Source organism: Daejeonella rubra, assembly GCF_900103545.1.
GTDB classification, from domain to species: Bacteria; Bacteroidota; Bacteroidia; order Sphingobacteriales; family Sphingobacteriaceae; genus Daejeonella; species Daejeonella rubra.
In genome coordinates, this window is the sequence record NZ_FNHH01000006.1 from 162,451 (window position 1) to 188,975 (window position 26,525).

General features: G+C 35.3%; 21 protein-coding genes. 19 read left to right on the forward strand and 2 right to left on the reverse strand.

Features of this window, described 5'->3' with window-relative positions; translation table 11 throughout:
- Nucleotides 1-31: 31 nt before the first annotated feature.
- Nucleotides 32-2,308 carry an FAD-dependent oxidoreductase gene (locus BLR27_RS06395; protein WP_090702158.1) on the forward strand — a complete coding sequence of 759 codons (2,277 nt, stop codon included), beginning with the start codon at nt 32-34 and terminating at the stop codon, nt 2,306-2,308.
- Between the two features lie 23 nt (nt 2,309-2,331).
- Here BLR27_RS06395 and BLR27_RS06400 read toward each other — a convergent pair whose 3' ends face one another.
- Both BLR27_RS06400 and BLR27_RS06405 read right to left on the reverse strand, forming a co-directional pair.
- Nucleotides 2,332-3,531, reverse strand: coding sequence for a PAS domain-containing sensor histidine kinase (locus BLR27_RS06400; RefSeq protein WP_090702162.1), 1,200 nt, complete (start codon nt 3,529-3,531; stop codon nt 2,332-2,334).
- Nucleotides 3,532-4,085: 554 nt separating this feature from the next.
- Nucleotides 4,086-4,307 carry a helix-turn-helix domain-containing protein gene (locus BLR27_RS06405; RefSeq protein WP_090702166.1) on the reverse strand — a complete coding sequence of 74 codons (222 nt, stop codon included), beginning with the start codon at nt 4,305-4,307 and terminating at the stop codon, nt 4,086-4,088.
- 675 nt (nt 4,308-4,982) lie between these two features.
- Between BLR27_RS06405 and BLR27_RS06410 the strand changes: the two genes are divergently transcribed.
- From BLR27_RS06410 to BLR27_RS06495, 18 genes are all read left to right on the forward strand, one after another.
- Nucleotides 4,983-5,750, forward strand: coding sequence for a polysaccharide biosynthesis/export family protein (locus tag BLR27_RS06410; protein ID WP_090702170.1), 768 nt, complete (start codon nt 4,983-4,985; stop codon nt 5,748-5,750).
- Nucleotides 5,751-5,774: 24 nt separating this feature from the next.
- The gene (locus BLR27_RS06415; RefSeq protein ID WP_090702174.1) at nt 5,775-8,090 is read left to right on the forward strand and encodes a GumC family protein; all 2,316 of its coding nucleotides are present in this window, start codon (nt 5,775-5,777) and stop codon (nt 8,088-8,090) included.
- 302 nt (nt 8,091-8,392) lie between these two features.
- On the forward strand, nt 8,393-8,923 hold the full coding sequence (locus tag BLR27_RS06420) for a UpxY family transcription antiterminator (RefSeq protein ID WP_090702178.1): 531 nt from the start codon (nt 8,393-8,395) through the stop codon (nt 8,921-8,923).
- A complete protein-coding gene (locus BLR27_RS06425; RefSeq protein ID WP_090702185.1) occupies nt 8,920-10,221 on the forward strand; it encodes a nucleotide sugar dehydrogenase in 1,302 nt (433 codons plus the stop codon). Before BLR27_RS06420 ends, BLR27_RS06425 begins: the two co-directional genes overlap by 4 nt.
- 11 nt (nt 10,222-10,232) lie before the next feature.
- Nucleotides 10,233-11,258 (forward strand): NAD-dependent epimerase/dehydratase family protein, encoded by a 1,026-nt coding sequence (locus BLR27_RS06430; RefSeq protein WP_090702188.1) that lies wholly within the window; start codon nt 10,233-10,235, stop codon nt 11,256-11,258.
- Between the two features lie 3 nt (nt 11,259-11,261).
- Complete coding sequence (locus BLR27_RS06435) at nt 11,262-12,338, forward strand: acyltransferase family protein (protein WP_090702191.1); 1,077 nt, start codon at nt 11,262-11,264, stop codon at nt 12,336-12,338.
- A gap of 106 nt (nt 12,339-12,444) precedes the next feature.
- On the forward strand, nt 12,445-13,887 hold the full coding sequence (locus BLR27_RS06440; RefSeq protein ID WP_090702330.1) for a lipopolysaccharide biosynthesis protein: 1,443 nt from the start codon (nt 12,445-12,447) through the stop codon (nt 13,885-13,887).
- On the forward strand, nt 13,884-15,041 hold the full coding sequence (locus tag BLR27_RS06445; RefSeq protein ID WP_090702194.1) for a DegT/DnrJ/EryC1/StrS family aminotransferase: 1,158 nt from the start codon (nt 13,884-13,886) through the stop codon (nt 15,039-15,041). The genes BLR27_RS06440 and BLR27_RS06445 overlap by 4 nt, the downstream gene beginning before the upstream one ends.
- 157 nt (nt 15,042-15,198) lie before the next feature.
- On the forward strand, nt 15,199-16,056 hold the full coding sequence (locus tag BLR27_RS06450; RefSeq protein WP_090702198.1) for a glycosyltransferase: 858 nt from the start codon (nt 15,199-15,201) through the stop codon (nt 16,054-16,056).
- A gap of 35 nt (nt 16,057-16,091) precedes the next feature.
- Nucleotides 16,092-17,198, forward strand: coding sequence for a glycosyltransferase (locus BLR27_RS06455; RefSeq protein WP_090702202.1), 1,107 nt, complete (start codon nt 16,092-16,094; stop codon nt 17,196-17,198).
- Nucleotides 17,199-17,310: 112 nt separating this feature from the next.
- Complete coding sequence (locus tag BLR27_RS06460; RefSeq protein WP_090702205.1) at nt 17,311-18,552, forward strand: DegT/DnrJ/EryC1/StrS family aminotransferase; 1,242 nt, start codon at nt 17,311-17,313, stop codon at nt 18,550-18,552.
- A 12-nt stretch (nt 18,553-18,564) separates the two neighbouring features.
- A complete protein-coding gene (locus tag BLR27_RS06465) occupies nt 18,565-19,161 on the forward strand; it encodes a sugar transferase (RefSeq protein WP_090702207.1) in 597 nt (198 codons plus the stop codon).
- Between the two features lie 73 nt (nt 19,162-19,234).
- Nucleotides 19,235-20,314 carry a hypothetical protein gene (locus BLR27_RS06470; protein ID WP_090702212.1) on the forward strand — a complete coding sequence of 360 codons (1,080 nt, stop codon included), beginning with the start codon at nt 19,235-19,237 and terminating at the stop codon, nt 20,312-20,314.
- Between the two features lie 42 nt (nt 20,315-20,356).
- Nucleotides 20,357-21,559: a hypothetical protein gene (locus BLR27_RS06475; RefSeq protein ID WP_090702217.1), complete on the forward strand. Its 1,203-nt coding sequence runs from the start codon at nt 20,357-20,359 to the stop codon at nt 21,557-21,559.
- Nucleotides 21,560-21,569: 10 nt separating this feature from the next.
- Nucleotides 21,570-22,358 (forward strand): glycosyltransferase family 2 protein, encoded by a 789-nt coding sequence (locus tag BLR27_RS06480; RefSeq protein ID WP_090702221.1) that lies wholly within the window; start codon nt 21,570-21,572, stop codon nt 22,356-22,358.
- Nucleotides 22,359-22,388: 30 nt separating this feature from the next.
- Nucleotides 22,389-23,441, forward strand: a complete 1,053-nt coding sequence (locus BLR27_RS06485; RefSeq protein WP_245704457.1) for a glycosyltransferase — start codon at nt 22,389-22,391, stop codon at nt 23,439-23,441.
- A 53-nt stretch (nt 23,442-23,494) separates the two neighbouring features.
- The gene (gene asnB / locus BLR27_RS06490) at nt 23,495-25,348 is read left to right on the forward strand and encodes an asparagine synthase (glutamine-hydrolyzing) (protein ID WP_090702229.1); all 1,854 of its coding nucleotides are present in this window, start codon (nt 23,495-23,497) and stop codon (nt 25,346-25,348) included.
- 36 nt (nt 25,349-25,384) lie between these two features.
- Entirely contained in the window at nt 25,385-26,479 is a 1,095-nt protein-coding gene (locus tag BLR27_RS06495) for a glycosyltransferase (RefSeq protein ID WP_090702233.1), read from the forward strand.
- Nucleotides 26,480-26,525 lie beyond the last annotated feature (46 nt).

The window sequence follows — 26,525 nt, forward strand, 5'->3', positions numbered from 1 at the left end:
AAGTTATCGTTGTAATTAAAATATTATAGATATGGTTAAGAGTGAGTTTTCTTCTGCCGGACGTTCAGTAAAAGAACTGGCCTTACATGCTGATCTTGTTTTTGTTGGGGGAGGAATTGCCGGAACCTGTGGCGCCATTGCAGCAGCCAGAGAAGGTCTGAAAGTTATTTTGGTGCAAGACAGGCCCGTTCTTGGTGGAAATGCATCCAGTGAAGTGAGGTTATGGATTCTTGGAGCAACCTCCAGCATGGGTAATAATAACCGCTGGTCAAGGGAGGGTGGAGTATTGAATGAAATTTTGGTTGAAAACATGTATCGCAATCCGGATGGAAATGCAATAATACTCGATACGATTTTGCTTGAAATGGTTAAAAACGAAAGCAATATCACGCTTCTGTTAAATTCTGCGGTATATGAAGTTGTCAAATCATCACCTGATACAATACAAGAAGTTATTGCCTTCTGCAGCCAGAATTCAACCAGATATATTTTATCAGCCCCTTATTTTTGTGATGCTTCAGGTGATGGGATCGTTGCTTTTCAGTCCGGAGCTGCCTTCAGAATGGGAGCGGAGGCGAAGGATGAGTTTGATGAAGGTTTTGCACCTGATAAGGAATATGGCGAGCTTCTCGGTCATTCCATCTATTTCTTCACAAAGGATATGGGAAGGCTGATCACGTTCACGGCACCCTCCTATGCACTTAAAGATGTGAGTTCGATAGTAAAATACCGCTCCTACGAGCTCAGTGATCATGGTTGTAAATTATGGTGGCTGGAGTACGGGGGGAGGCTGGATACGGTACATCAAACTGAAGAAATAAAATGGGAGTTATGGAAAATAATTTATGGTATTTGGGATCATGTAAAGAATTCAGGAAAATACCCTGAGGCTGAAAATTTAACTTTAGAGTGGGTAGGGCATATTCCGGGTAAACGCGAAAGCAGGAGATTTGAAGGAGACTATATACTTTCCCAGAAGGATGTTGTAGAGCAGCGTGATCATGCAGATGCTGTTTCTTATGGAGGTTGGTCATTGGATCTGCATCCTGCTGATGGAGTTTTCAGCGAAAGGCCCGGATGTAATCAATGGCATTCTAAAGGAGTATACCAGATCCCATTACGTTGTCTGTACAGTAAAAATATTAAAAATCTCTGGCTGGCCGGTCGGATAATCAGTGCAAGTCATGTTGCTTTTGGATCATCAAGAGTAATGGCAACGGTTGCTTATACTGCACAGGTTCTGGGACTTGCCACTCAATATTGCCTTAAAAACAATATTAGTCCTGCTGAATTGGCAAATTCTTCAAAAGTGAAGGAGTTACAGCAGGGGCTCTTGCAAGAGGGCCATTTTATTCCTGGAGTAGAGCCTGTAATTACTAATTTATCTAATAATGCAATCCTAACAGCCAGCAGTGAGTATAAGCTTGCTGAATTAAAATCAAATGGCGATTGGCATAAACTTGATTATTCAACCGCTCAGTTATTGCCACTTAGTAAGGGGGGTAAAATAAAGATTGGTATTGAGCTGGATGCAGATGCTGATACAAATCTTACTTTTCAACTCAGAACAAGCCGGAAGCCTATCAATTATTCACCAGAGGTAATACTTGAAAGTATTGAATTAAGCATTGAAAAGGGAATAAATGGAGTCGAAATTGAATTCAATACACTGATTGAAAATGATCAGTATGTTTTTTTCTGCATCCTTAAAAATGAACTTGTATCGTTCAAAACAAGTAAAATGTTCCTCACCGGCACCATGATGCTGATGAACAGATATAATAAAGCCGTTGCAACCAGTGGTGTTCAATTGCCTCCGGATGGAATAGGAATAGATTCGTTTGAGTTCTGGCTCCCTTCGCGCCGCCCCGCTCATCAGAATATGGCATTGAAGATTAGCCCGGCACTTGAACCCTTCAAGGTTTCAAATCTGAACAGTGGTATTTGCCGCCCAACAAACCGAACAAATGCATGGGTAGCCGATATAAATGATAAAAGTCCATCAGTAACATTAAGCTGGAAAGAGCCAATTGAGATCAGTCGTATTGTTCTATTTTTTGACTCAGACTTTGATCATCCTTTAGAATCAACCTTGAGGGTACACCCGGAACGGGTAGTACCACATACAGTGAATAATTATAAAATAATGGATGCAAAAGGAATGCTTATTTATGAGAGAACGGGCAATTATCAGACAATTAATGAAGTGAATTTTGATATTAAACTTAAAACAAGTGCGATAACTTTATATCTGGAGCATCCATCTTCAAATTTACCTGCAGCACTATTTGAAGTTCAGGTTTATTAGAAATCAGGGAATTTATGGGTCAATCAGGCTGTTTGCTCAATTATATTTTCAATTGCATCGCTAAATTCAATTTGAACGGTAGTTCCAAGATCAACCTTGCTTTTAACCCTGATCGTACCATTCATTTTATCTAAATAGTATCGAACGATATGCAATCCAAGGCCGGTTCCCTGTATTTGCCTGGCATTTGATCCTCTGAAAAACGGACTGAATAATTGTTTTTGATCTTCTTTAGAAATTCCGCAACCGTGGTCTTTTATTCTAAGCACAAATTTATGATCAATATTTTTACTGTAGACGGAAATTTTTGTGTCTTCAGGTGAGAATTTTATGGAATTGGATAAGAGATTGATTAGCAGATGTTTGAAAATGCCAGCATCTACAAATAAATTTGTTTCACCCACATGTCTGTACATGATGGATTGTCCTTTTTTTAGTAGTCCGCTCAATTCGTCAATAGTTTCCTTAATATGAGCTTTTGAGTTAAAGTTTGTTTTATGAAGCCTTAATTTGCCTTCTTCTATTTTACTTAAAGATAAAAAGTCGTTAATGATATCTCTTAATAAATTAACTGCTGAAACAATATGCCTTACCTGTTCTTCTCTATTGGCCTGATCTTCAGATTTTTCAAATTTCGAAATAATAAAAGCAGAAGAAAGGATTACACTCAGGGGTGTCCGGAATTCATGGGATGCTAAATTGAGATATTGTGTTCGGAGTTCATTTAGCTTTTTTTCCTTTTCAAGTAATTTAACTAAATGCTCTTCTATTTTTTTAAGTTCCGAAATTTCTTTTGCTACAAAAACATAGGCAGTTATTTCAAAAGAGTCATTGTCTTTAGCTGTTTTGAAGATATTCAATAAAACTGAAAATTTTGATCCATCTTTTCGAACCATATTAAGTTCCATTTCATGTCCATCTCCAAATTCTGTTATTAATGCATACAAACAATGTTCTCGTTTGTATTTGGAATCGAAGTCTTGAATCTGACTTTCTGCCTTTCGCAGTAATTCTTCCTTGTCAAAAAAATCATCTGCTATCATTTGTCCAATCACTTCATCCGGAGAATAACCCAGATTCTTTTCTGCATAGGGGTTAAACATTTGAATTACGCATTCCTTATTGGTGATGAACACGATTGTTTCAACATTATTCCAAATGTTTTCCAGTATAACCTTTGGTTGATTACCTTCAATTGTAATTTCTCTATTTTCTCTTTTCATTTTGGCTGCAACCTTAATTGGAGTTTAAAATGATATTTTTAGTAGAAACACTAGTTTATTCTCCGGGTTTATATCCTGTTATTATCTGATTTTAACTGAAAGAGTGATAAATGAAAATTCCGCAATGCTGATTCCAAATTTAATATTGCCCCCAATACTACATATACGGTTTCCCGTATTTGTAAGACTTTTCTTAAACATTATACCTTTGGAAATCTCTATCTTACAGATCAATCCTTCTTGTTTATTTTCTTTTTTTGCCTTATTGATACTTTATTTCTAATGCATCCAATACTAACTGAAAGCCTGTTTAATAACGGTTCTGATGTTAAAATTTAATTCTGGACAAGAATACAAAGTCTGTTGCTTTTTCAAAAAATGAAGAAGATTTTTTAGTGGTCTATAAACTGGTGTATAGAAAGTATATAAGTTAAAATATAGATTAATTATCAGTGGGTGTTGGAGAATCGTGATCTTAATCTTTGCCATTTTTGTAAAGAAATAATGTAAAGTATGTGTTGAAAGACGTTTTAGAGTTTCATTGACAAGTACATTTATATTTCGATCGGAATAACTATAAAATCTTTTTGATCACAATTAAGTTTAAAGATCACTTTATCCAGATAATCCATCGTGAAATTAACTTTGCCGTTTTCAAGACGCCAGACGTACTGTCTGTCTACTTCAAGTAAATCAGCCAATTGCTTTTGTGTAAAATCCCTTTCTTTTCTTCGGGATTTTATCATTGTTCCTATTACTTCTTTTGAGCTCTTCATTCTTAATCAGGTACCTGTAAATTAAAATAATTAAAATCGGAAGCGAGTAACCATAAAGAGTTTACAGTGTCACATACAGAAACAAAAAGACAGTAAGAATCTGATTGTCAATTAGGTTAGTTGCAAAAAAATTATTGCTTTACAAATGGAGCAAATTGGGGTGAAGGGAATTCAAGCTGTTAAATTACAGAATGAAGTTTTGCTATGATGCCATTAAATAAGTAATACAAGGTACGCAATAATATACAGCTGCTGTTATTGTATCAATAATGTTTTACTATTCAGCTCTGGTTTTCAATAATCTGACCCTATTGTGTGATTTCAGTAATTTATAAAGGTGCCAGGGAACAAAATGATCAATTTAATTCTTTTTATTTTCAAACATGAGCTTTGAAAATTCTAAAAGTTTCTGGGTAGAAAATGTAAAAAATGATCATAAATGCCCATTAATCTTCCGCAATATTTTTTTTACCAGCATTATCTGTATGTCCCTGAGTAAAACAATTGTAAATATAGTGTGAAATGAATTTTACAGTCTTGTATAAATTCCTGTGAAATCTTCACGATTCGCTTTACAATCACTGTAAACCTTGTTTTTTTATAATGAGAAGTCTCTAATTTTAAATTGTAAATAATAAATGATTGTTTAATTCATTTTAATTAAAAGTAAATATTATGAGACTAATTAATGTTTTTTGTGCCTTGTTCTTAATTATATTAAGTTCATCATGTGCTCCTCGCCGAAATCTGGTTTATTTCAGCGATATGGTCAGTAAGACTACTGACAGTCAGGTAATTACGGCTGATACTGAGCCGAAGATCCAGTCGAATGATCTATTAAGTATTACTATTAATACGCTTAGTACGGAATCTAACCTGATGTTTTCTGTTAACTCAAATAACATCAACAAGAATGGTTATTTTGAGAAAGAAGGCTACCGTGTAGACAAAGAGGGTAATATCAATTTCCCTGTTGTTGGTAAGGTTAATTTAAAGGGCTTGACCATCGAGCAAGCACAGCACAACCTGGTGAGCAAGCTAAATCATTATGTAAAAAATCCAATTGTTAATATGCAGTTTCTCAACTTCAGAATTACGGTTATTGGAGAAGTGAACAACCCGGCAACGTTCAATATTCCAAATGAACAAATAAATCTTCTGGAAGCCCTTGGCATGGCAGGTGATTTAACCGCATATGGAAAACGTGAAAACATTCTTGTGATAAGAGAAATGGATGGTAAGCGATCCATAGTTCGTATGAACATCAATAACAGAGATATCCTTAATTCGCCCTACTTCTACCTGAAGCAGAATGACGTGATCTACGTTGAACCTGATAAATCGAAATCTATTGAATATAGTCCTAATAACCGCCTGATGCCACTGGTAGTGGCCACAATTTCGGCTGTAGCTGTATTATCTACTGCCTTTCTATCAAAATAATAATTAACCTAAAAAACATAAGTCATGGCCTTAAACTCACAAAAACAGCTTTCTTCTGCAGCTGGAGATCTAAATGATATTTTGTCGAAAGTTGTCAAATACTGGTATGTTTTTGTAATAGCTATATTAATATCAATGGCTCTTGCAAATCTATATTTAACAAATGCTACCCGTCTTTATAAAGTTACCAGTACATTATTGATCCAAAATGATTTTAAAGGAGACGGCCTTTTAAAAGGTACCGCATTTAGTGATCTTGATATGTTTCGGGGAGCACGTACCGTTGATAATGAAATGGAAGTTTTACGATCAAGAGATTTGATCTTTAAAACCTTGAAAGAACTTTCATTAGAAACAAATTATGCAATTCCCGGAGTATTGAATAATAAAGAACTATATGGTGAAGAATTACCGGTTCGGGTGATTGTTGAATATTTAAATGATCAGGCTTATTCCCAGGAAATAAATCTTTCGATAATAAATGAGGATGTATTTGCCCTTCAGACAAATGGAAAGAATGTTTTATACAGTTTTGATCAGCTTATTACAAGACCAGGATATAAAATAAGGGTTGTGAAGGGCCCTTCCTTTTCATCTGCATACCCTTCCATTAAAATTGGATTTAAGGACCTCTATTCGATGGCGGAGCATTACAGCTTATCTGCTCTTACAATAGTGCCTATCGTTAAAGATGCAAATACTGTTTCCTTAAGCCTTCTTGATGCTGTTCCTCAGCGTGGAGTGGATATTCTAAATAAGCTGATAGATACTTACAATGAAGAGAATGTAAACACCAAAAACATGGTTGCTAAAAATACGATCCGCTTCATTGACCAGCGATTGATAGATCTTAACAGCGACCTTTCAGTTTTAGAACGAGGAGTTGAAAATTATAAGCAAGTTAACCGCGTAACTAATATGAGTGCTGATTCGGAGCTTAATTTAAGAACTTCCGGTGATTATGATTTGAATCTGTCTTCATCAGGAGTACAGTTAGATCTGATCAAATCTTTAGTTCAGTACCTTGGTAAAAACGATAGCGAATACGAGATAGTACCAAGTACTCTTGGTATAAAAGATCTGACCTTAAATAATCTGATCAATAAATACAATGATCTTCAAATTGAAAGGCAGCGACTTGCACGCAATAATAATCCGGATAACCCATTGATAGTCAATATCAATGAGCAACTAGCCGGGCTTAGAGGATACCTTCAGGAGACCTTGAAAAATGTCCAGGCTGGACTAACACTGGAAAGGAATAACCTTATAGATAAATCAAATCAGTTTGAATCAAAGATCAGAAACGTGCCGGTTGTTGAAAGAGGCTTATTACAGCTAAGCAGAGATCAGGACGTAAAAGCAGCTATCTATCAATATCTTCTACAAAAAAGAGAGGAAACAGCCCTTTCATTATCTGCAACTATTCCTACCTCTCTTATTATTGACAGACCAGCATATAATACTGTACCGGCTAAACCAAAAGAGGCATTAATATATTTAGGATCGCTGCTAACCGGATTTTTGTTTCCTCTGTTCTTTTTCAGTGGCAGAGATAAATTAAATACAAAAGTAAAAGATGTGACCGATGTTCAGCTCTTGGGTGGTATAAGAATTCTTGGTGAATTAAGCCATAAAGAAGAAAATAATACTGTTGTGGTTAAAAGGGGCAGCCGAACAACTATATCAGAGTTATTCAGGTATATCCAATCTAATTTGGGTTATATTATCAATAATACTAAAAGTCAGATCCTATTGGTAACCTCAGGAATGAAGGGAGAGGGGAAAACATTTTTCTCTATCAATTTAGGAATAACCCTGGCTTTGGCAGGAAAGAAGGTAATTATAGTCGAATTTGATCTTCGTAAGCCTGATCTGATGAAAGGGATCAATATGAAGTATGAAAAAGGTCTGGCAGACTACCTTGAAAACAGGAATGTTGAAATAGATCAGATCATAAAGCCTTCAGGAGTATCTTCAAATTTATTTGTCATAGGATGTGGTAAACTTCCGGATGATCCTACAGAATTATTTTCATCCGATAAAATGGAAGGCCTCTTCCAGGAACTCAGGAAGAAGTACGATTATATTATCCTGGATACATCACCGGTTGGGCAGGTAGCAGATGCATTTAATATTGCTCCATATGCCGATGCAAGTATCTATCTGGTTAGATATAATTTCACAGAGAGAATGCAGCTTAGTGTCCTTGATGATATTTGTGAGAACAAAAAACTTAAAAATCTTATGATCGTATTTAATGATGCGAAAAAGGACAATATGAGATCATACGGATATGGTAATGCCGGGCATAAATATGCAGAAAGTACAACTGCCTGATAGCAATTGATTACCGGATAATCTTATGATTTTTCAGGCTCCTTTCTCCCTGATGTATTAGCAGTGCCTAATGTTTGTACTCTATCTTATTGATCCTTAGTTAGATAGCTTATAAGATTGAATGTTTTTAATTTAAACTCTGAAGAGTTTATATAGTTCAATACCCATAGTTTTTGTTGTCAAATCGGGCAAAAACAAAAATTACAATCAATACCGTCAATCCTTTAAAATGATCATGTAAGTGAGTTAGCGAAGCTGTGCCTCAATGACAAACCTTGTTTAAACTTTATCCGGAAAATATTATGGAAAATCCAATCAGAACAAGATCGTCAAATACAAAGAATTGGTTTGTGATCTATACCCGTGCCAGATGGGAAAAAAAGGTAGACCAGCTTCTCAAACAACAGGGCATAAATTCTTACTGCCCTATGAGGACTGTTGAAAATCAATGGGCTGATAGAAAAAAGATGGTTGAATTCCCATTATTCAGTTCTTATGTGTTTGTAAACATTAGTTTGAAGGAGGAGCAAACTGTGCGTCAAACTTACGGGGTGTTGAATTTTATTTACTTTCTTGGTAAACCAGCGATAGTTCAGGATTCTGAGATAGTAAAGATTAAAAATGTTCTGTTAGAAAATCCTGACATGGAGGTGGTAAGTCTGAAGGGAGTAAGGGTTGGAGACCGTGTCAGGATAAAAAATGGTGTTCTCGCGAATCAGAATGGAAATATTGTCAAAGTTAATGGTAAAACAGTATTGATGGTCTTTGATCATTTGGATTGCGCCCTGGTTTCAAGAATTTCGGTTTCAGATCTAACACCCATATTAACATGAGCAACATATTATTGGAAAAGGTCACTATCGCGGTAGTGGGATTGGGTTATGTTGGTCTGCCTTTGGCATCAGAGTTTGCAAAACATTACAAAGTGTTTGGGTTTGATTTAAACAGAGACCGTGTTGATCAGTTAAACGGGGGATTTGATCATACCAATGAAATAGATTCAAAAGCACTTAAAAATGTGCTTTTGAAGAAGAATAAAAATGAAAAAGGCTTGTTTCTTACCGATAACATTGATGAAATAGGAAATTGCAATGTTTTTATCATTACTGTTCCCACTCCTGTGGATAAGCATAACCGTCCGGACCTGGGACCATTGTTAAAAGTAAGCAGCATGATTGCCGGGGTATTAAAGAAGGGAGACACAGTTATCTATGAATCAACTGTTTATCCCGGCGTAACTGAGGATGAATGTGTACCTGTACTTGAGAATGAATCTGGTTTAGCCTATAATATCGATTTTTTTGCAGGGTATTCACCTGAAAGGATAAATCCCGGAGATAAGGAACACACGGTAACTAAAATTTTAAAGATCACTTCAGGATCAACTCCGGATACTGCAGATTTTGTTGACTCCCTTTACAGATCGATCATTATTGCCGGTACTCACAAAGCAGAGTCAATTAAAATTGCTGAAGCTGCAAAAGTTATTGAAAATGCACAGCGGGATATAAACATTGCCTTTATAAATGAACTGGCAATGATATTTAATAAGCTGGGAATCGACACCAATAAAGTTTTAAATGCAGCATCTACGAAATGGAATTTCCTGAATTTTAAACCAGGATTAGTGGGGGGGCATTGTATTGGAGTTGACCCTTATTATCTGGCTCAAAAGGCACAGGAGGTAGGTTATCATCCTGAAATTATACTGGCCGGCCGCCGGGTAAACGACGGTATGGGAGCATATGTCGCTGAACAACTTGTCAAGGCAATGCTTTCAAAAGGAACAGCTATTGCCGGAAGTGAAGTATTGATTCTTGGATTTACATTTAAGGAAAATTGCCCGGATGTGAGGAATACAAAGGTGATTGATATTGTTAAACGTCTGGAGGAATACCAGATAAATGTTACCATTCATGATCCTCTGGCCGATAGCCAGCAAGTTCATACTACTTACGGGGTAAGGTGTCAAAATGGGGAATCAAAAAAGAAATTATATGATGGAATCTTGCTTGCAGTAGCACATCAGCAATTTTACGAAATGGATCTGTCCAGAATGTGTAAGAAAAACACTGTCGTATACGATATTAAATATGCATTGCCTCAAGCAATGGTTGATGTACGTTTATAATTCCTGCAAATATGTATCACATTCCCTATCATGGAGATAAGGATCTGTCCCAAATTAGTTTTTTAGTAATTGGTGGAGCAGGTTTTATTGGTTCTAATATAGTCGGATACCTGTTAAAGTTTGGAGCCGGAAAAGTTCGTGTATTTGATAACTTTTCATCAGGATCGATCCGAAATCTTGAAAATTTTTCATTTTTTCCTTCATTTGAATTAATTAGAGGAGATATAAGAGATCTTGGTGAATGTAAAAGAGCGGTTGAAGGTATTGACATTATTCTGAATGAAGTTGCTTTGGATCCTGAATTCAATTCTATGGAGACTGATAAGAAAAGCAAGGGTATACAGATCAATGGATTCTTAAATATTTTGATTGCTTCAAAATATGCAGGTGTGAAACGAATTGTTTTCTCGTCCTTTTCAATGGTTACTTCTGAATATGGGGGATCTATTAGTCCGAAAGACACGATCAGTCCTTCCTTATCGCCATATTCGATCAGTAAATATGTGAATGAATTATATGCCAGTGTTTTTTGCAGGCTTTATGATCTGGATTATATTGGACTACGCTATTTTAATGTATTTGGCCCCGGACAAAGAGAAGATAATACCCCTTCATCAATTATTCCAAAGTTAATTAATAACATTATTACAGGGGATTCCACAACAATTATTAAGGATACAGACAGGTATGTTGATTTTAATTATATAGAAAATGTTGTTCAGGCTAATGTTCTAGCTGCTTTAACCAGGGAATCCGCTGCTCTTAACCAAAACTATAATATTGCCAGCGGCGAACAAATTACTTTATCTGAACTGGCAATTTACTTAAGGCAAAAATTAGGCATCAGAACAACAGCTTCTGATAAATTTAAATTTCGTAAGCCACACAATCTAAAAGGTAAAATTCCTTCTCCATTCATATCCATTTTGAAAGCAATAAGTCTGCTTAACTATCAGCCTTGTTTTTCAATCAAAGATGGAATTGCAGAAACAATTAAGATCAGCAGAAGCGAAATCAGAACAATTATATCTGATTAATCAATGTCTTATACCAGACTACCAATTAAAGGATTTGATATGCAGCGCTTAAAAGAATTAGATATTCTAAGAGGATTTGCTTCACTAAATGTAGTAATATACCATTATACTAGTCGTTACAGAGATATTTTCCAGCATGAATATCCTGCAAAATATGATTGGTACTTCGGTCATGTTGGCTTGGAATTATTTTTTATGATTAGTGGTTTTGTGATCTTTATGACCCTTCAAAAGGTAAAAAGTGTTTCAGAGTTTTCATTTAAGAGATTTACCAGATTATACCCTGCTTATTGGATTTGCATTTGCATCACCTTATTAATTACAAGCTTTTGGAAGATGCCAAGAACAGAAGGCTTAACTCTTTTTCAAATACTTATGAATTTTACAATGATTCAGGGGGTATTTGAAGTCCCCAATATAGATGGTGCTTATTGGTCGCTGGTGCCAGAACTTTTCTTTTATACTTCTATGGGGATATTCTACTATTTGGGCTGGTTAAGAAATATCCGACTAATTGCTGTTATCTGGCTTGCCTGGATGCTATTGAATAGAATGGGAATTTTGCCCCTTGGTGAATACTTTCTCAATCTGAAATATGGGATGTTTCTTTTGGCGGGTATTTTATTTTATAAAGTAAAATTTAATGAAGGAAACCTAATAGATCATCTACTTATTATTAGCTGTCTTTTTACAGCAATATGGGTAAATCAGATGCCAGGCAATATTTATGCTTATCCTTGCTTATTTGGCCTCTTCTATTTATTTATCTACGGAAAATTGAAAGTTCTTAACTGGTCCCCCTTATTGTTTTTAGGATATATTTCTTACCCCTTGTATCTACTGCATCAAAATATTGGATATGCTATGATCAGTTCCTTTAAGTTTTATATCCCCAATGAATTTATTGTGATTCTGTTAACGCTTTCAATCATGTTTTTCTTCGCCTGGATTGTAAAAAAATATCTGGAGAAGCCAATAGTTAATTATTTAAATATCAGATTTTTACCAAAATTTAAATTGGATAAAGAAGCCCTGATAAATACGGAATTCGGAACTTTGGTTCCCAAAAAAGCCGGTTGATCAAACTGATTGCAAATAACAAGCTTTCAAATTCCTCACCCAAAAGGAACATTTTCAAATTTGATTGATTCATGAATTCCGAATCAAGCTGAACTACCCATGTCTTATGAGTTTAAGAAAAAAAACATTAAACGGCCTGATTTGGACCTTTAGTCAGCAGTTTGGTGTACAGTTGATCAGTTTTTTCATCACGATTGTTTTAGCCAGAATTTTAGCACCTTCTGAATTTGGGATCATAGCCATGCTATCCGTTTTTGTTGCTGTTGGCAGTTTATTAGTTGACGGCGGGCTTTCATCATCTTTAATTAGAACGGGAATGGCCAATCAAAAGGATTATTCTACAGTATTCTTTTTTAATCTGGGAGGAAGTTTGATCATCTATGCAATAATTTTTTTTATAGCACCATTGATCTCTAATTTTTACCATCAGGATATTTTAACACCGGTTCTCAGGGTATATTCTATAGTATTCATTATCAATGCATTTTATGAAATTCAAAATGCCAGGCTTGTAAAGGTCATGAATTTTAAAACTCAGGCGCTTATCCAGGTTCCTTCTGTTTTGGCCAGTGGCTTACTTGGAATACTCCTGGCGATAAATGGGTATGGCGTATGGAGTTTGGTATGGATGAATATATCACAATCTTTTTTAACTACTATTTTCCACTGGGTATTTTCAAAGTGGCGCCCATCCTTAATTTTTGATCTGGAAAGTTTTAAGAAACACTTTCATTTTGGATATAAAATGACATTATCCGGTTTGTTAGAAATTATCTACAAAAACATTTATGTACTTATTATCGGTAAAAATTACTCTGCAGCACAGTTAGGCTTTTATTCAAGAGCAGATTCAATCAGCCAGCTTCCAACCAATAATATATCTATTGCAATCAATAGTGTTACCTATCCAATGTTTGCTTCCATTTCTGATGATAATACCAGGTTGAAAATGGTGTACAAAAAATTAATGCAGCAGGTGATTTTCTGGAATGCGTCTGTCCTGGTTTTACTTGTAGTGATCGCTGAACCTCTTATTAGATTTTTAATCACCGAGAAGTGGCTTCCTGCGGTACCATATTTTCAAATTCTATGCCTTGCAGGGATACTTTACCCGCTTCATGCATATAACCTGAATATTTTAAAAGTTAAAGGCAGAAGTGATCTGATCTTAAAACTCGAGTTTATAAAAAAGGTGATCGCTGTTATTGGAATACTATTGGTTATCCCATTTGGAATTTATGGTCTGCTTTATTTTCAATTAATATTCAGTGTAGGGTCTTGTTATATCAACTCTTATTATAGTGGTGAATTAATTAATTATCCTGTTAAAGAACAATTGGCAGATATATCTCCGGCTATTTTATTATCGGTTTGTACTGGCCTGCTATGTTTTTTTACAGATGCCTTTCTCATACAATTATTCCATCTGTCTGATTTTGGAAGACTAGTCTTTATCTCTCTATTTTTTTATTTTATCTATTTGACTATCAGTCATTTTATGCAGTTCAACGCTATTTATGATTTTAAACAATTAGTTCTAAAACGATGATACCTGTAACCAAACCCTTTCTCCCGAAAGCCAAAGAATACGATGACTATTTACATAGCATCTGGGAGCGCCAATGGCTGACTAACAACGGACCGCTTGTTAATGAATTTGAACTCAAGTTGAAAAATTACCTGGGACTGGAACATTTACTTTATGTATCTAATGGTACTGTAGCTTTGCAAATAGCTATTAAAGCCTTAGACTTAAAGGGAGAAATAATTACAACTCCATTCTCATTTGTAGCGACTACCAGTAGTATAGTATGGGAGGGATGCAAGCCAGTTTTTACTGATATTGATCCCGAAACATTCAATATTGATCCTGAAAAAATAGAAGCTGCAATAACACCCAATACTTCAGCGATTTTAGCAACCCATGTCTATGGAAATCCCTGTGATATTGATGCCATTCAGACAATCGCAGATAGACATCATCTCAAAGTGATCTTTGATGCCGCCCATTGCTTTGGAACTAAGTATAAAGGCAAGTCTGTATTTGAATATGGCGACATAAGTACAACAAGCTTTCATGCAACCAAACTATTCCACAGTATTGAAGGGGGGGCGGTTTTCACAAGAAAACCCGAATTGCTCAAAAAAATGGCCTTCATGAGAAATTTTGGACATAATGGGCAGGAAGATTATAGCGAGTTGGGTATTAATGGGAAAAATAGTGAGTTTCATGCTGCTATGGGACTGTGTAATCTTAAATATGTTGATGAGATATTGAAGAGAAGAAAGTTACTTTCTCTGTATTACATACAGAAATTATCAAATTTAAAAGCAAGCTTTCCTAAGCATAATGGTGATTTTAGTTCTAATTACGCATATTTCCCGGTACTTTTTGATACAAAGGAGTTGATGCTGAAATGCCTTTCCGACCTGGAAACTGAAAAAATCTATTGCAGACGATACTTTTTTCCTTCTCTGTCAAATTTACCATATGTTCAGAAAACATCATTACCGGTATGTGATTCAATTGTAGAAAGAATCATTTGTTTACCTCTTTACCATACGTTAACTTATTCTGATCTGGATCTGATCACAAGAATAATTCTGAGAGCGCAAAATTATGAAGTCCAGGTCCCTTCTAGAATAGAAGAGGATATAGCTGAATTACTGGAAACTGCTCTGGTTGTTAATAAAAGCAAGTGATCTTTCTCTAATTTTCTATTACAGAGAATTACCAATTTATTTTTTTGCCAGCCAATAATAATATGGTTTAGCAATTCTTAGCTTTTCCGCACTTTGTTAGATTGTCAGACAGGTATTCTGCTTTGATATCAGGCACAAATTCAATTAATCAATTCATATGAACAGATCTGAAATAATGGTAAGCATTTGTTGCATTACCTATAACCAGGAAAAATATATTGCTGAGGCTTTGGATGGCTTTTTAATGCAAAAAACTGATTTTAATTATGAGATAATAATTGGCGATGATTGCTCAAAAGATGGTACAAGAAATATTTTAGATGAATATTGTGCGAGATATCCCGGGAAGATCCAATTGCTCACTAAGGAAGTTAACGGAGGTGCTGTAAAAAATATACTCAGGACCCTAAGTGCAGCAAAAGGAAAATACATTGCTATGTGCGATGGAGATGATTACTGGACAGACTCCAGAAAGTTGCAAATGCAGGTTGATTTTATGGAAAACCATCCTGATAGCTCAATTTGCTGCCATTATAGTCGTGTCATAGATGAAAATGGAGATTTGGTTTATCAAAATACGTCTCCGGTAAGAATGGAATTTACCTATGAAGATGTCTTAGTAGGAAAAAAGGATGAAACAAGGGTATGCACCATGGTGATGAGGAATAGTTATCATTTAAAACACATAAGCAACCAGGATTGGTTTTATAAGGTATATAGTGCAGATACATTTTTTAAATTATATGTTTTGGCCCATCAGAAAGGAAAAATATATGTTCTACCTGAAGTTATGGCAGTTTATCGCTTGCATAGAGAAGGTGTTTGGAGTATGATAGATTCAAGGGTTAGAAAAGGAAAAATGATCGATGATTTTAATATTCTGATCAATAACTTTTCTTATTCAGCCAGGTATAAAAAGGAATTATTAAAGATTTACCTCATGCAATATTTTTTGTTTGATATCAGAAATCTTAAAATTCAAAAGGCAATAAATACCCTTATTACCCTGGTTTAATTTATTGGAGTGGTCAGGTGATAAATAATAGGGAAATGGGTAAGAGCATATTTTTCGTGATCAACACATTACAGGGTGGAGGAGCAGAGCGTGTATTAAGTACATTAGCCCTTGATTTCCATAGGCATAAAGTTCCTGTAACTATTATTTGTCTGAATTATGCACAATCAGCTTATAAACTTCCTGATGATCTCAAAGTAATTTATCTGGTAAACCGAAAAGATCAAAGCAGAATTTTCAGACTATATTATGCCATAATAATATTTCTCAAACTAACTTATTTACTCTATTCAAAAAAGCCAGGCTGTGTAATTTCGTTTATGACCACTGCAAATCTGTGGTCGGGTTTGTCTTCAATGTTAACAAAGACAAATTTTATTGTTTCAGAAAGAACAACTCCTGAACATACAATCAATAAACAAAATTCTCTTTTGAAAAGATGTTCAGAGATTATCTATCGCCATGCCCTTGCTGTCGTACTGCCAGCAAAGGGAATTGAGGATTGCCTTAGAAAGTACAAAGGATTTGAAGATCTGACAAACTGTAAAATTATCAATAATCCTGTTGGCCATTTAGGAAACCTTAGCGGAAACAGGGTGAATGAAAGGAAATTCATTCTGGGTGTAGGCCGACTATCTTACGAAAAGGGTTTCGATCAGTTAATTGAGGCCTTTGCCAATTTGAATATCAGAGGTATTGACCTTCTTATTGCAGGCGAAGGACAAGAATATGCCGCTCTGGAGCAACAGATCCGAAAGTTGAAGCTCAACAAAAATGTCAAACTGATAGGCTCAAAAGAAAATCTACAGGATTATTATGATCAGGCAGAATTGTTCGTATTGCCTTCAAGGAATGAGGGTTATCCTAATGCTCTGATTGAAGCTATGAGTTTGGGTTGTCCATGTGTAGCTATGGATTGTGAATTCGGTCCTTCCGAAATCATCAGGCATCAAAAGAATGGATTACTGGTTCAGGATAATAATATCAAAGATCTTACGGCAGCTATTTATAAAATTTTAAATAATCCAATTCTTAAAAATAAGCTGGCTACCAACGCCAGGCAAATTAATACTACAAATTCGCTCAAGAATATTTCTTATCAATGGCAAAAATTAATATTTAGCCCTGAAATTAGTAGTTAATAGCAATCTGCTATTATCCAATACCCTTCCCCAAATTCCGCCTTCTTTTTCTTCCTGCTCAGAGTAGGGATCTCTATGTTCATTTTTTTGTATCTATCTAATTTTTATAATTATGAAAATTCCATTTTCTCCCCCCTTTATAGATCAATCAGTAATTGATCAGGTAATGGACACTCTGAATTCTAAATGGATCACATCCGGGCCGAAAGTTAAAGCTCTGGAACAGGAAATGGTGACATTGACAGGCTCTAAGGAAGCTATATGTGTTAATTCATGGACTTCCGGAGCAATAATGATGTTGAAGTGGTTTGGCGTTACTGCAGGTGATGAAGTTATTGTGCCGGCATATTCATATTGTGCTACTGCTCTTTGTGTTTTGCACTGTGGTGCCAAGCCTGTTATGGTTGATGTTTTGGATGATCTGACGATCAGCCCTGTAAAGATAAAAAAGGCCATCACAAATAAAACAAAGGCCATTTTAGCTGTTGATATTGCAGGACTACCTTGCAATTATGATGCAATAAATCAACTTATTAAGGATCCTGATATCAGAAATTTATTTATCCCTGAATCAGAAAAGCAATCTTTATTAGGTCGGATCTTACTGATTTCTGATGCGGCGCACTCAATTGGTGCGATGTATGACGGTCTGCCGTCAGCATTAAAAGCTGACATTACTATATTCTCTTTTCATGCAGTAAAAAACATTACTACAGCAGAAGGTGGATGTATTTGCCTAAACCTTCCCGAGGTTTTTGATTGCAGCAGTGAATATGGTTTTCTAAAAATGTTTTCACTGAATGGTCAAACCAAAGATGCATTCGCAAAATCCTTGGGGAATAATTGGAGATACGATATTATTTATAAGGGCTTGAAGATCAATATGCCTGACATTTGTGCAGCAGTCGGTTTAGCACAAATCAGACAATATAATGGTTTACTGCTTCCTCAGAGAAAGAAAATTGCACTTAAATACTGTGAGGGTTTCAGCCCTTTTAAATGGTTTATAGCACCTACTTTGCAGGATAGAAAAAGAGAGTCTTCCTATCATTTGTTTCCTTTGCGGGTGAAAAATATTACTGAAGAGGAGAGGGACCAGATCATCGATAAGATCATGGAGACGGGTGTCAATGTGAATGTTCATTTTATTCCTATGCCGATGCTCACGTATTTTAAAAGTATAGGGTATCGTACAGAAGACTACCCTAATAGTTACAAGCAATATTCCTGTGAAATATCACTCCCAATTTATCCCCAACTTAAAGATGAAGAAGTTGATTATATCGTAGAAAATGTGATCAACAAAATTCAGTCAGTAGTGTATCAAAAGAAACTGGTTGAAGTAATATCTTAAATACCTGAACTTATGATTGCCAAAAGAATTTTTGATGTGTTTTTCTCATTTACGGGAATTGTTTTCATACTTCCTTTGCTGATTCTCCTGGCGATTATTATCCTTCTGGACTCAAGGGGAGGGTTTATTTATCGGCAGACACGTGTTGGACGCAATAATTCGGAATTTAAATTATTTAAGTTCAGGACCATGCGCACAGGTTCTGATAAAGCATGTCTGTTAACGATCGGTGATCACGACTGCAGAATTACCAGGAGTGGACATTGGTTAAGAAAATACAAGCTTGATGAACTGCCGCAGTTGTTTAATATTCTTAAGGGAGATATGAGTTTTGTGGGGCCAAGGCCTGAAGTTTCGAAATATGTTGCTTTATATGATCAGGTTCAGCTTAGGATCTTAACAGTAAAGCCCGGATTAACTGATTGGGCATCAATTGATTATATTGACGAAAGTCAACTGCTTGCATCTGCCAAAAATCCTGAAGCTTATTATATTGAGCATATAATTCCCCTTAAAATAGCTCATAACCTGAGATATATCGACCATAATAACTTATGGATCGACCTGAAGATCATACTATTAACGATCAAAAGTATTCTTAATAAATAGTTCCCTCTCAAGTCCTGCCATGGTATCAGTATGCCGGTTTTCAAAACTGGTAATAAAATCAAATTCTAACTAAATGAAAACACTTAAAATATTAGACTGGCCTGAACAGCGGTTTTATTCTGAAACTCATCCCTTTCATAAATGGAAAACTCACTTTAGAGAAAATGGAATAAGTGTTAAATATTATAATCACCATCTTGATAAGGAACTCCGCGAGTCTGATTACCTGATCATCCACTCAAGATACTTTGATAAAGGGAAAAATATTTATAATCAGCTGAGGCAGGACCAGATTTACCTGATAAACTATCTTACAGAAATCAGGAGAACAACAGCTAAGCTAATTTGGTTTGATGCAGCTGATTCAACTGGTTCCAGTGATTTCTCTTTAATTCCTTATGTAGATGTGTTTTTGAAAAAGCAGGTTTTAAAGGATCTCAATTATTATATAAATCCAACTGCTAACAGTGACTTGAGAATATGGCTGAATGAGTCTGATAGCCAAAAAGCTAACTATCCTTTTCAGGCCTGTCCGGCTGATCAGCTCAATAAAATACGATTAGGATGGAACATAGGCTTAAAAGACTACAGATATTTCGGGTACAAATTAAGCAGGCTGAGTAATTATTTAAGTTATGGACTTTATCCACTTAGGTTTAGTAAAGCAACTGATGAAAGAAATCTTGATCTGACTTTTAGAGGGACCATTCACAAGGAAAAAAATGGCATGAATAAAGTGATGCAGCAAAGAAATACTACACTTAAATTTCTTGGACAATTAAATATGAATGTTGCGATTGGATCACCAGTTTCAAAACTGAAATACTGGGACGAATTAAGAAACTCTAAATTAAGTGTAAGTCCTTATGGATGGGGTGAAATATGCTACCGGGATTTTGAATCTTTTATTGCCGGTGCACTGCTTGTAAAGCCCTCAATGGATCATTTAATTACCTATCCGGATGTTTATAAACCATTTGAAACTTATATTCCAGTTTCCTGGGATATGAAGGATCTGCCTGAAGTATTAGAATACCTCAATGCGAATTATACATACTATAAACAAATTGCCCAGAACGGACAGGAAATGTATAGAAAGGCAGTATCTGATGCCGATTCTTTTGTCAGCACAATTTTAAAGGCTATCGCCTGATAGAAATTATCAACTCTTTTATTTTACCCTAAATCCATTATTATGAAACTAATTGTCATTGTATTGATGTTTCTGTACCTCTATTCTCTTGCATTTGGAGTTTTTATGACTGAAACATTCAGATTACCAGCCCCATTTCTTTTCAGTTTTCCATTGATATTACTTTTCAGGGAAGGGGAAAAAGCATTTTTATACACCAAAGAGCTTTTAGTTTTCAGCCTGGCTCTTCTTTGTTACTATGTAGTTGGAATTGGTGACTTTCCATCATTCTTTGCTATTCTGATCAATTTTACCATTTGTCTGTTTTATTTTAATTATTTCATTGGAACTAATACTGCCAGGTATAATTTATCAATATTCGTTTTCTTTTTATTGCTCGGTCTTTCTTCACTTGTATTAGTCTTCAATAATTATTATGAAGAAGTAGATGGACTTAGAGCGCTATTAGTAGATGATAAAGTATTACAAAGCCCTGCTGGAATTTCTACCACCCAGTTCACATTCGGTTATCATCTGGCTGCCTTTGCGCCATTTTTATTGATCTATACATTTTTATTTCATAAGCCATTATTTATGAGATTATTTGTCTTTTTGATATGCCTGGTCCTTATTTATCTGGGTATGCAGCGTTCTGTTTTTATAACTTTTGTATGTACAATTTCTCTGTTTTTAATGTTAAGCTATCGTGTTAAGGCAGTATTTTTTATTGCAGTTGCAGTATTTTTCAGTGTTGTATTTTATAATCTGGCGTTGAAAAACGATACCAATAGCAGAGATAATATTGTAGCAAAAAACATCAATAATGATCCTGAATTTAACCGGACATTGCTTACTTCAGAAAATTTGAAAATTTATTCAGATTATCCATTTGGACTTGTTTTTTACGGCAAGAACTGGAGTGATGTAATTTATAGGAATCAGATCTTTGCAACCGGAATCACTTCCCACAATGCCTATTTAATGTTTATTACTTATTTAGGACCATTCCTTGGATTGGGTTTATTGCTGATCATTTATAGAGGTGTAATAAGAATAGGATATAATGCATTAAAAGAGATCAGAAATAAGGAAAATGCCTTGTTAATCTGTCTATGTTTTTCCTTTATTGCGGTCTCAATAAATGCTGCAGCACATAATGGCTGGCTCTTAAGTGCAGATGGCCCCACCTTGTTCTTATATTTTAGCATCCTGCATTCCGACAAAATGAAAAGATCACCTGAGTACAATCATGCTGTAATTTATTAATTCTGTTATTATGTTGTTTTCATTTGTAATCCCAACCTATAACCGTTCTGAAAAAGTCAGAAGAGCCATAGATAGTATTCTTGTTCAACCTAATTGGTCTGAATGTTCAGAGATCGTTATTGTAGATGATGGTTCAACAGATAATACAGAAAACTCACTTCAGCATTATCTAAAACATGACCAGATCAGATTGATTAAGCACGATACCAACGGGGGAGTAGCAAAAGCGAAAAACACAGGTATTAGTAATGCTCTAAATACCTATGTGGTTTTACTTGATTCGGATGATCTTCTGAATGATGGAGGTTTAGCTTACTTGAAAAATTTGGTTTTAAATAATGATTATGACCTGTTTTTTTGTGGTACAAAAGCACTTGCCGGGAATAAATTATTGTATGATCCACAATTTAACGGTACAAAAACATATTCAGATTTGCTAAGAACTTCTGTCGGAGAATATTTACCAGTTTGCCGTACAACATTATTGAAGGATAATTTATTAAGTAATTTGAGGGGTTATGAAAGTGTAACCTGGCTAAATCTGGCAAAAAATGGATCTAAATTATATTTTGACAGGGAAGCAATTCGATTATATGATGAGGATGGAGATGACAGACTTTCTAATCGTTTTAACGGAATAAGGAATTCAATTAAAATGAGAGATGGTTATCGATTTTATTTAAATGAGTTTGGAACAGATCTTAAAAATCATAATTATAAGGAGTATTTGAAAATTAGAATCAAACTGTCCTGTTATAATATTCTCGGCTTTGTACAATTAAAATTGGAACATAATTAAGGATAATTATTTACAGTTCTTGTTCCCATTATGAAGAAGGTATTTTTTATCATAAGCCATTTAAAGGCCGGAGGCTCTGAAAAGGTCTTTTGGATTTTGTCTCAATATTTTGATAAATCCGTTTTTGATGTATATCTGATTGTATTGGATTCCAGAGAAACAATCTATTCCAGGGACTTGCCAGGGGTTAAAATTATTGATCTTAATTCCCCCAGAGCATCTAACTCGATTTTCAAGCTTCGAAAGCTTATTAATGACGAAAAGCCATACGCTGTATTCACTACTGGAGGACATATAAATACCTTATTGGCCTTAATATCGCTATTTGTTAAAATTCCTATGCTGGTTGGCCGTGAATCAAATGTGATGGATATCATGACAAAATTAGGAGGCATAAAAGAAAAGTTCTGGGATATGTTTTTAGGGCTTACTTATTACAGATTTGATATTGCTGTTTGTCAATCTATTGAAATTCAAAAATCATTGGCAAACCATTATAATATAACTGAAAGTAAATTGATTGTAATTCCAAATCCTGTCTTACCAATGGATCTTATTAAATTATCCGATAGTAGTAAATCTAAAAAGATCATTATTGTTGCCCGTTTAGCAATAGAGAAGGGAATCATACGATTCCTTCAAGTTTTAAGCAGACTCCCAAAGGAGTACACACTCACGATAGCAGGTGAAGGCCCACAGAAAATGATGATCCTGAAGGAAATAGAACATCTTAAGCTGACTGATCGGGTTAAGCTGCTTGGGGTAGTTCGGGAAATTCCAAAACTAATCTCTTCTCATGATCTTTTAGTGCTTCCATCTGTTACGGAAGGGTTTCCAAATGTAGTATTAGAATCTTTAGCAGTTGGTGTTCCGGTGGTTGCATTTGGGGTTGGTGGTATCCGGGCTATGATAAAGCCTGATTTTAACGGATATATTATTGCCCAGGATGATTTGCAGGATTTTGAAAAATGTGTGGTAAAAGCCTGCCAAAAAAAATGGGATCATTCAGCGATCAAAGCTGATGTAGAAACCAGGTTTGGCGTCAAAAAAATAGTTAAACAATACGAAGCTCTGCTTTCTTAAAGCATAGGATATTTTCTCTCAAATTTCTGATTTTCTTATTTAAATCTTTCCTTATGTGTGGGATATACGGCTCTACAATTAATTTTAGCGATGATGTGATCCGGCAAAAACTGGCCATTGTTAATTTTCGCGGACCTGATTATTCGGGATTTATTCATACTCCCGATGTGATATTAGGGCATAACCGCCTGGCCATTATTGATTTGGATCATCGGTCTGACCAGCCTTTTACTTATTTGCATCTTAGAATTGTATTTAACGGTGAGATCTATAATTATCGGCAATTAAAAGCACGCCTGGAGAAAGATGGTTATTCTTTCAGGACCAGTTCTGATACAGAAGTTATCTGTGCAGCTTATCTGGCTTACGGTGAAAGTTGTCTGACGCATTTTAATGGGATGTTTTCATTCGTTATTTATGACGAGGCAAAGAAAATTCTATTTGGAGCACGGGATCGTATGGGCAAAAAACCTTTTTATTACTGCCATAAGGGTCAGTCCTTTGAATTCGCAAGTCAGCCTTCCCAACTTAAATTGGATAGAACTTTTACTCTGGATCAGCAAGCGGTAAAAGAATATTTTATCTGGGGATATGTTCCGGAACCAGCCTCCATCTGGCAGGAGGTTAAGCAACTCCCTGCCGGGCATTCCTTTACCTACAACCTTAGCTCATGCACACTGAACATTAAGAAATATTGGGACCTGGATTATTCCAGAGAAAATAAATTCTCTGGTAGTTACGAGGATGCTAAATTCCTTTTAAATGAATTAATTAATGATTCAGTTGGTATAAGAATGAATGCGGATGTGCCTTTGGGTGTTTTTCTATCCGGAGGAATTGATTCTTCTCTGATAGCTGCGATAGCTTCCAGGAAGGCTGCTCATATTAAAACCTTCTCAATACAGTTTAACGAGAAAGGATTTGATGAAAGTAAATATGCCAGACTTGTAGCGAAACATCTTGGTACAGAGCATCATTCAATTGAATGCAATTATCATGAAGGCATAGAGCTGATCAATAATTTTTCAAGCTATTATGATGAGCCATTTGCTGACTCAAGTGCAATTCCAACCATGTTATTAAGTAAGCATACAAGAAAACATGTAACAGTTGCATTAAGTGGTGATGGGGGAGATGAAGCATTTATTGGATATACCAGGTACAAGAGAATCAAAATGATGAATACCCTGTTTCTATTGCCATTGCCAATCCGGCAATTAATAGGATCACTTATCAGATTTTCTCCAAATTACATATTAAAGCTGATTGCTATTGGAGTTTCAATTAGGGATATAGAAAGCCTGTATATAAAAATGTTCGGCGGACTGGAAAATTCCTGGATACTTGATCCGGAGAAAGGTATGAATAATCAATTCAGCCATATTTTTAATGTGTCTAATAAATCAATATTAGAAAAAGTATCTGATTTGGATATTAAAACCTATTTGAATGGTGATATAAATACTAAAGTTGACAGGGCTTCCATGGCATTTTCTCTGGAATCAAGGGCTCCATTAATGGATTACAGGATTATAGAATTTTCCCGGAGCCTAAGCACACATTATAAATATTCATTTGGGAATCAAAAAAGAATATTAAAAGATGTCCTTTATCAATATCTGCCCTCAGAATTATTTAACAGACCCAAAGCCGGATTTACTATGCCGTTTAGAGAATGGTTTAGAGCCGAACTTAAGGAGTATGTATTAGACAACCTGTCTAAGTCTGAACTTCAAAAAATACCTGGTATTAATGTGGAAAGAACTCAGGAAATTATTCAGGAGCATATGAGTGGGAAGTGGAACCGATATCCTCAAATATGGAAGTTACTTGTGCTTTCACAATGGTTGAAAAAGCAAAATGAAGGTCGGCCAGTTATTCAAGCACCATTAGTACCCTCTTTGTAGATTAATCTGCTTTTTTGGATTTAATGAATCATTACTATGAGTAAGAAGGTTTTATTTATCACATCATCCATGTCAAAAGGTGGTGCAGAAACTCAATTAATAAAGGTGGCTCTGTTCCTTAGATCGTTGAATTATCAGATCCTAATTATAGCCTTAAAGCCGATCAATGAGTTTGATATGGATTATGAAAAGGAGGGTATACCAGTTCTGTTTCTTAAGGATTGGAGCAAAAATCCGGTAAAGAACCTCCATGTCATTAATAAAACTATAAAGGAGTTTAAGCCCGATATCGTAATCGCATTTATGTTTATCGCTATTATTTTTGCCCGTTTATTTAAACTGTATTTGAGATTCAAACTGATCTCTTCAGTCAGGATCGCGGTACTTCCAACAAAATGGTATTTACCATATATATTGACATCGGGACTGGATGACATTCTTGTCTATAACTCAAGTGCATCCAAAATAAATTTCGAAAAAAATCTTTTCGCAGATAAAAATGGAATCGTAATAAATAACGGTATTAGTATTCCTGAATTAAATATCCAGCCAGCTGTAAATTTGAACCCGGAAAAATTTGTTTGGGTTTGTCTGGCCCATTTCAGGTGGAATAAAGATTATAATACCTTGTTTAAGGCAATAGCCCTTCTTAAACACTTGAACTTTATTGTAGATATCATTGGTGAATATACCGATCAGAATAACCCGTTTAGTATAATAAAGGAGTTAAACATTGAGTCTCATGTAAATATTATGGGTTTTAAACAAAATGCTACACAATACCTTGAACATGCTGATGCATTTGTTCTTTCATCCTTTTCGGAAGGAATGCCCAATGCACTACTCGAGGCTATGGCTTTTTCAAAACCGGTAGTGGTGACTAACATTGAATGTAATGTTGAAATTCTAAATGCATCAGGTTGCGGGGTTCTGTTTAAGAGATCGAATGAATATGATCTTGCAAACAAAATGATGGATATGATGAATATTACTTCTCCTGAAAGAAATAGTATGGGTATTCGGGGAAGAAATTATGTTCAAAAGAACTTCGCAGAAGAAAATGTGATGAATAACTGGTTGACAATTATAGATCAGTATTCAGGAGACAGGGAATTTATTCTAAGTAAATAGTTGTTGCCTTAGGCAGATCTGAAATCAATTTTATCATTTTTCTAAA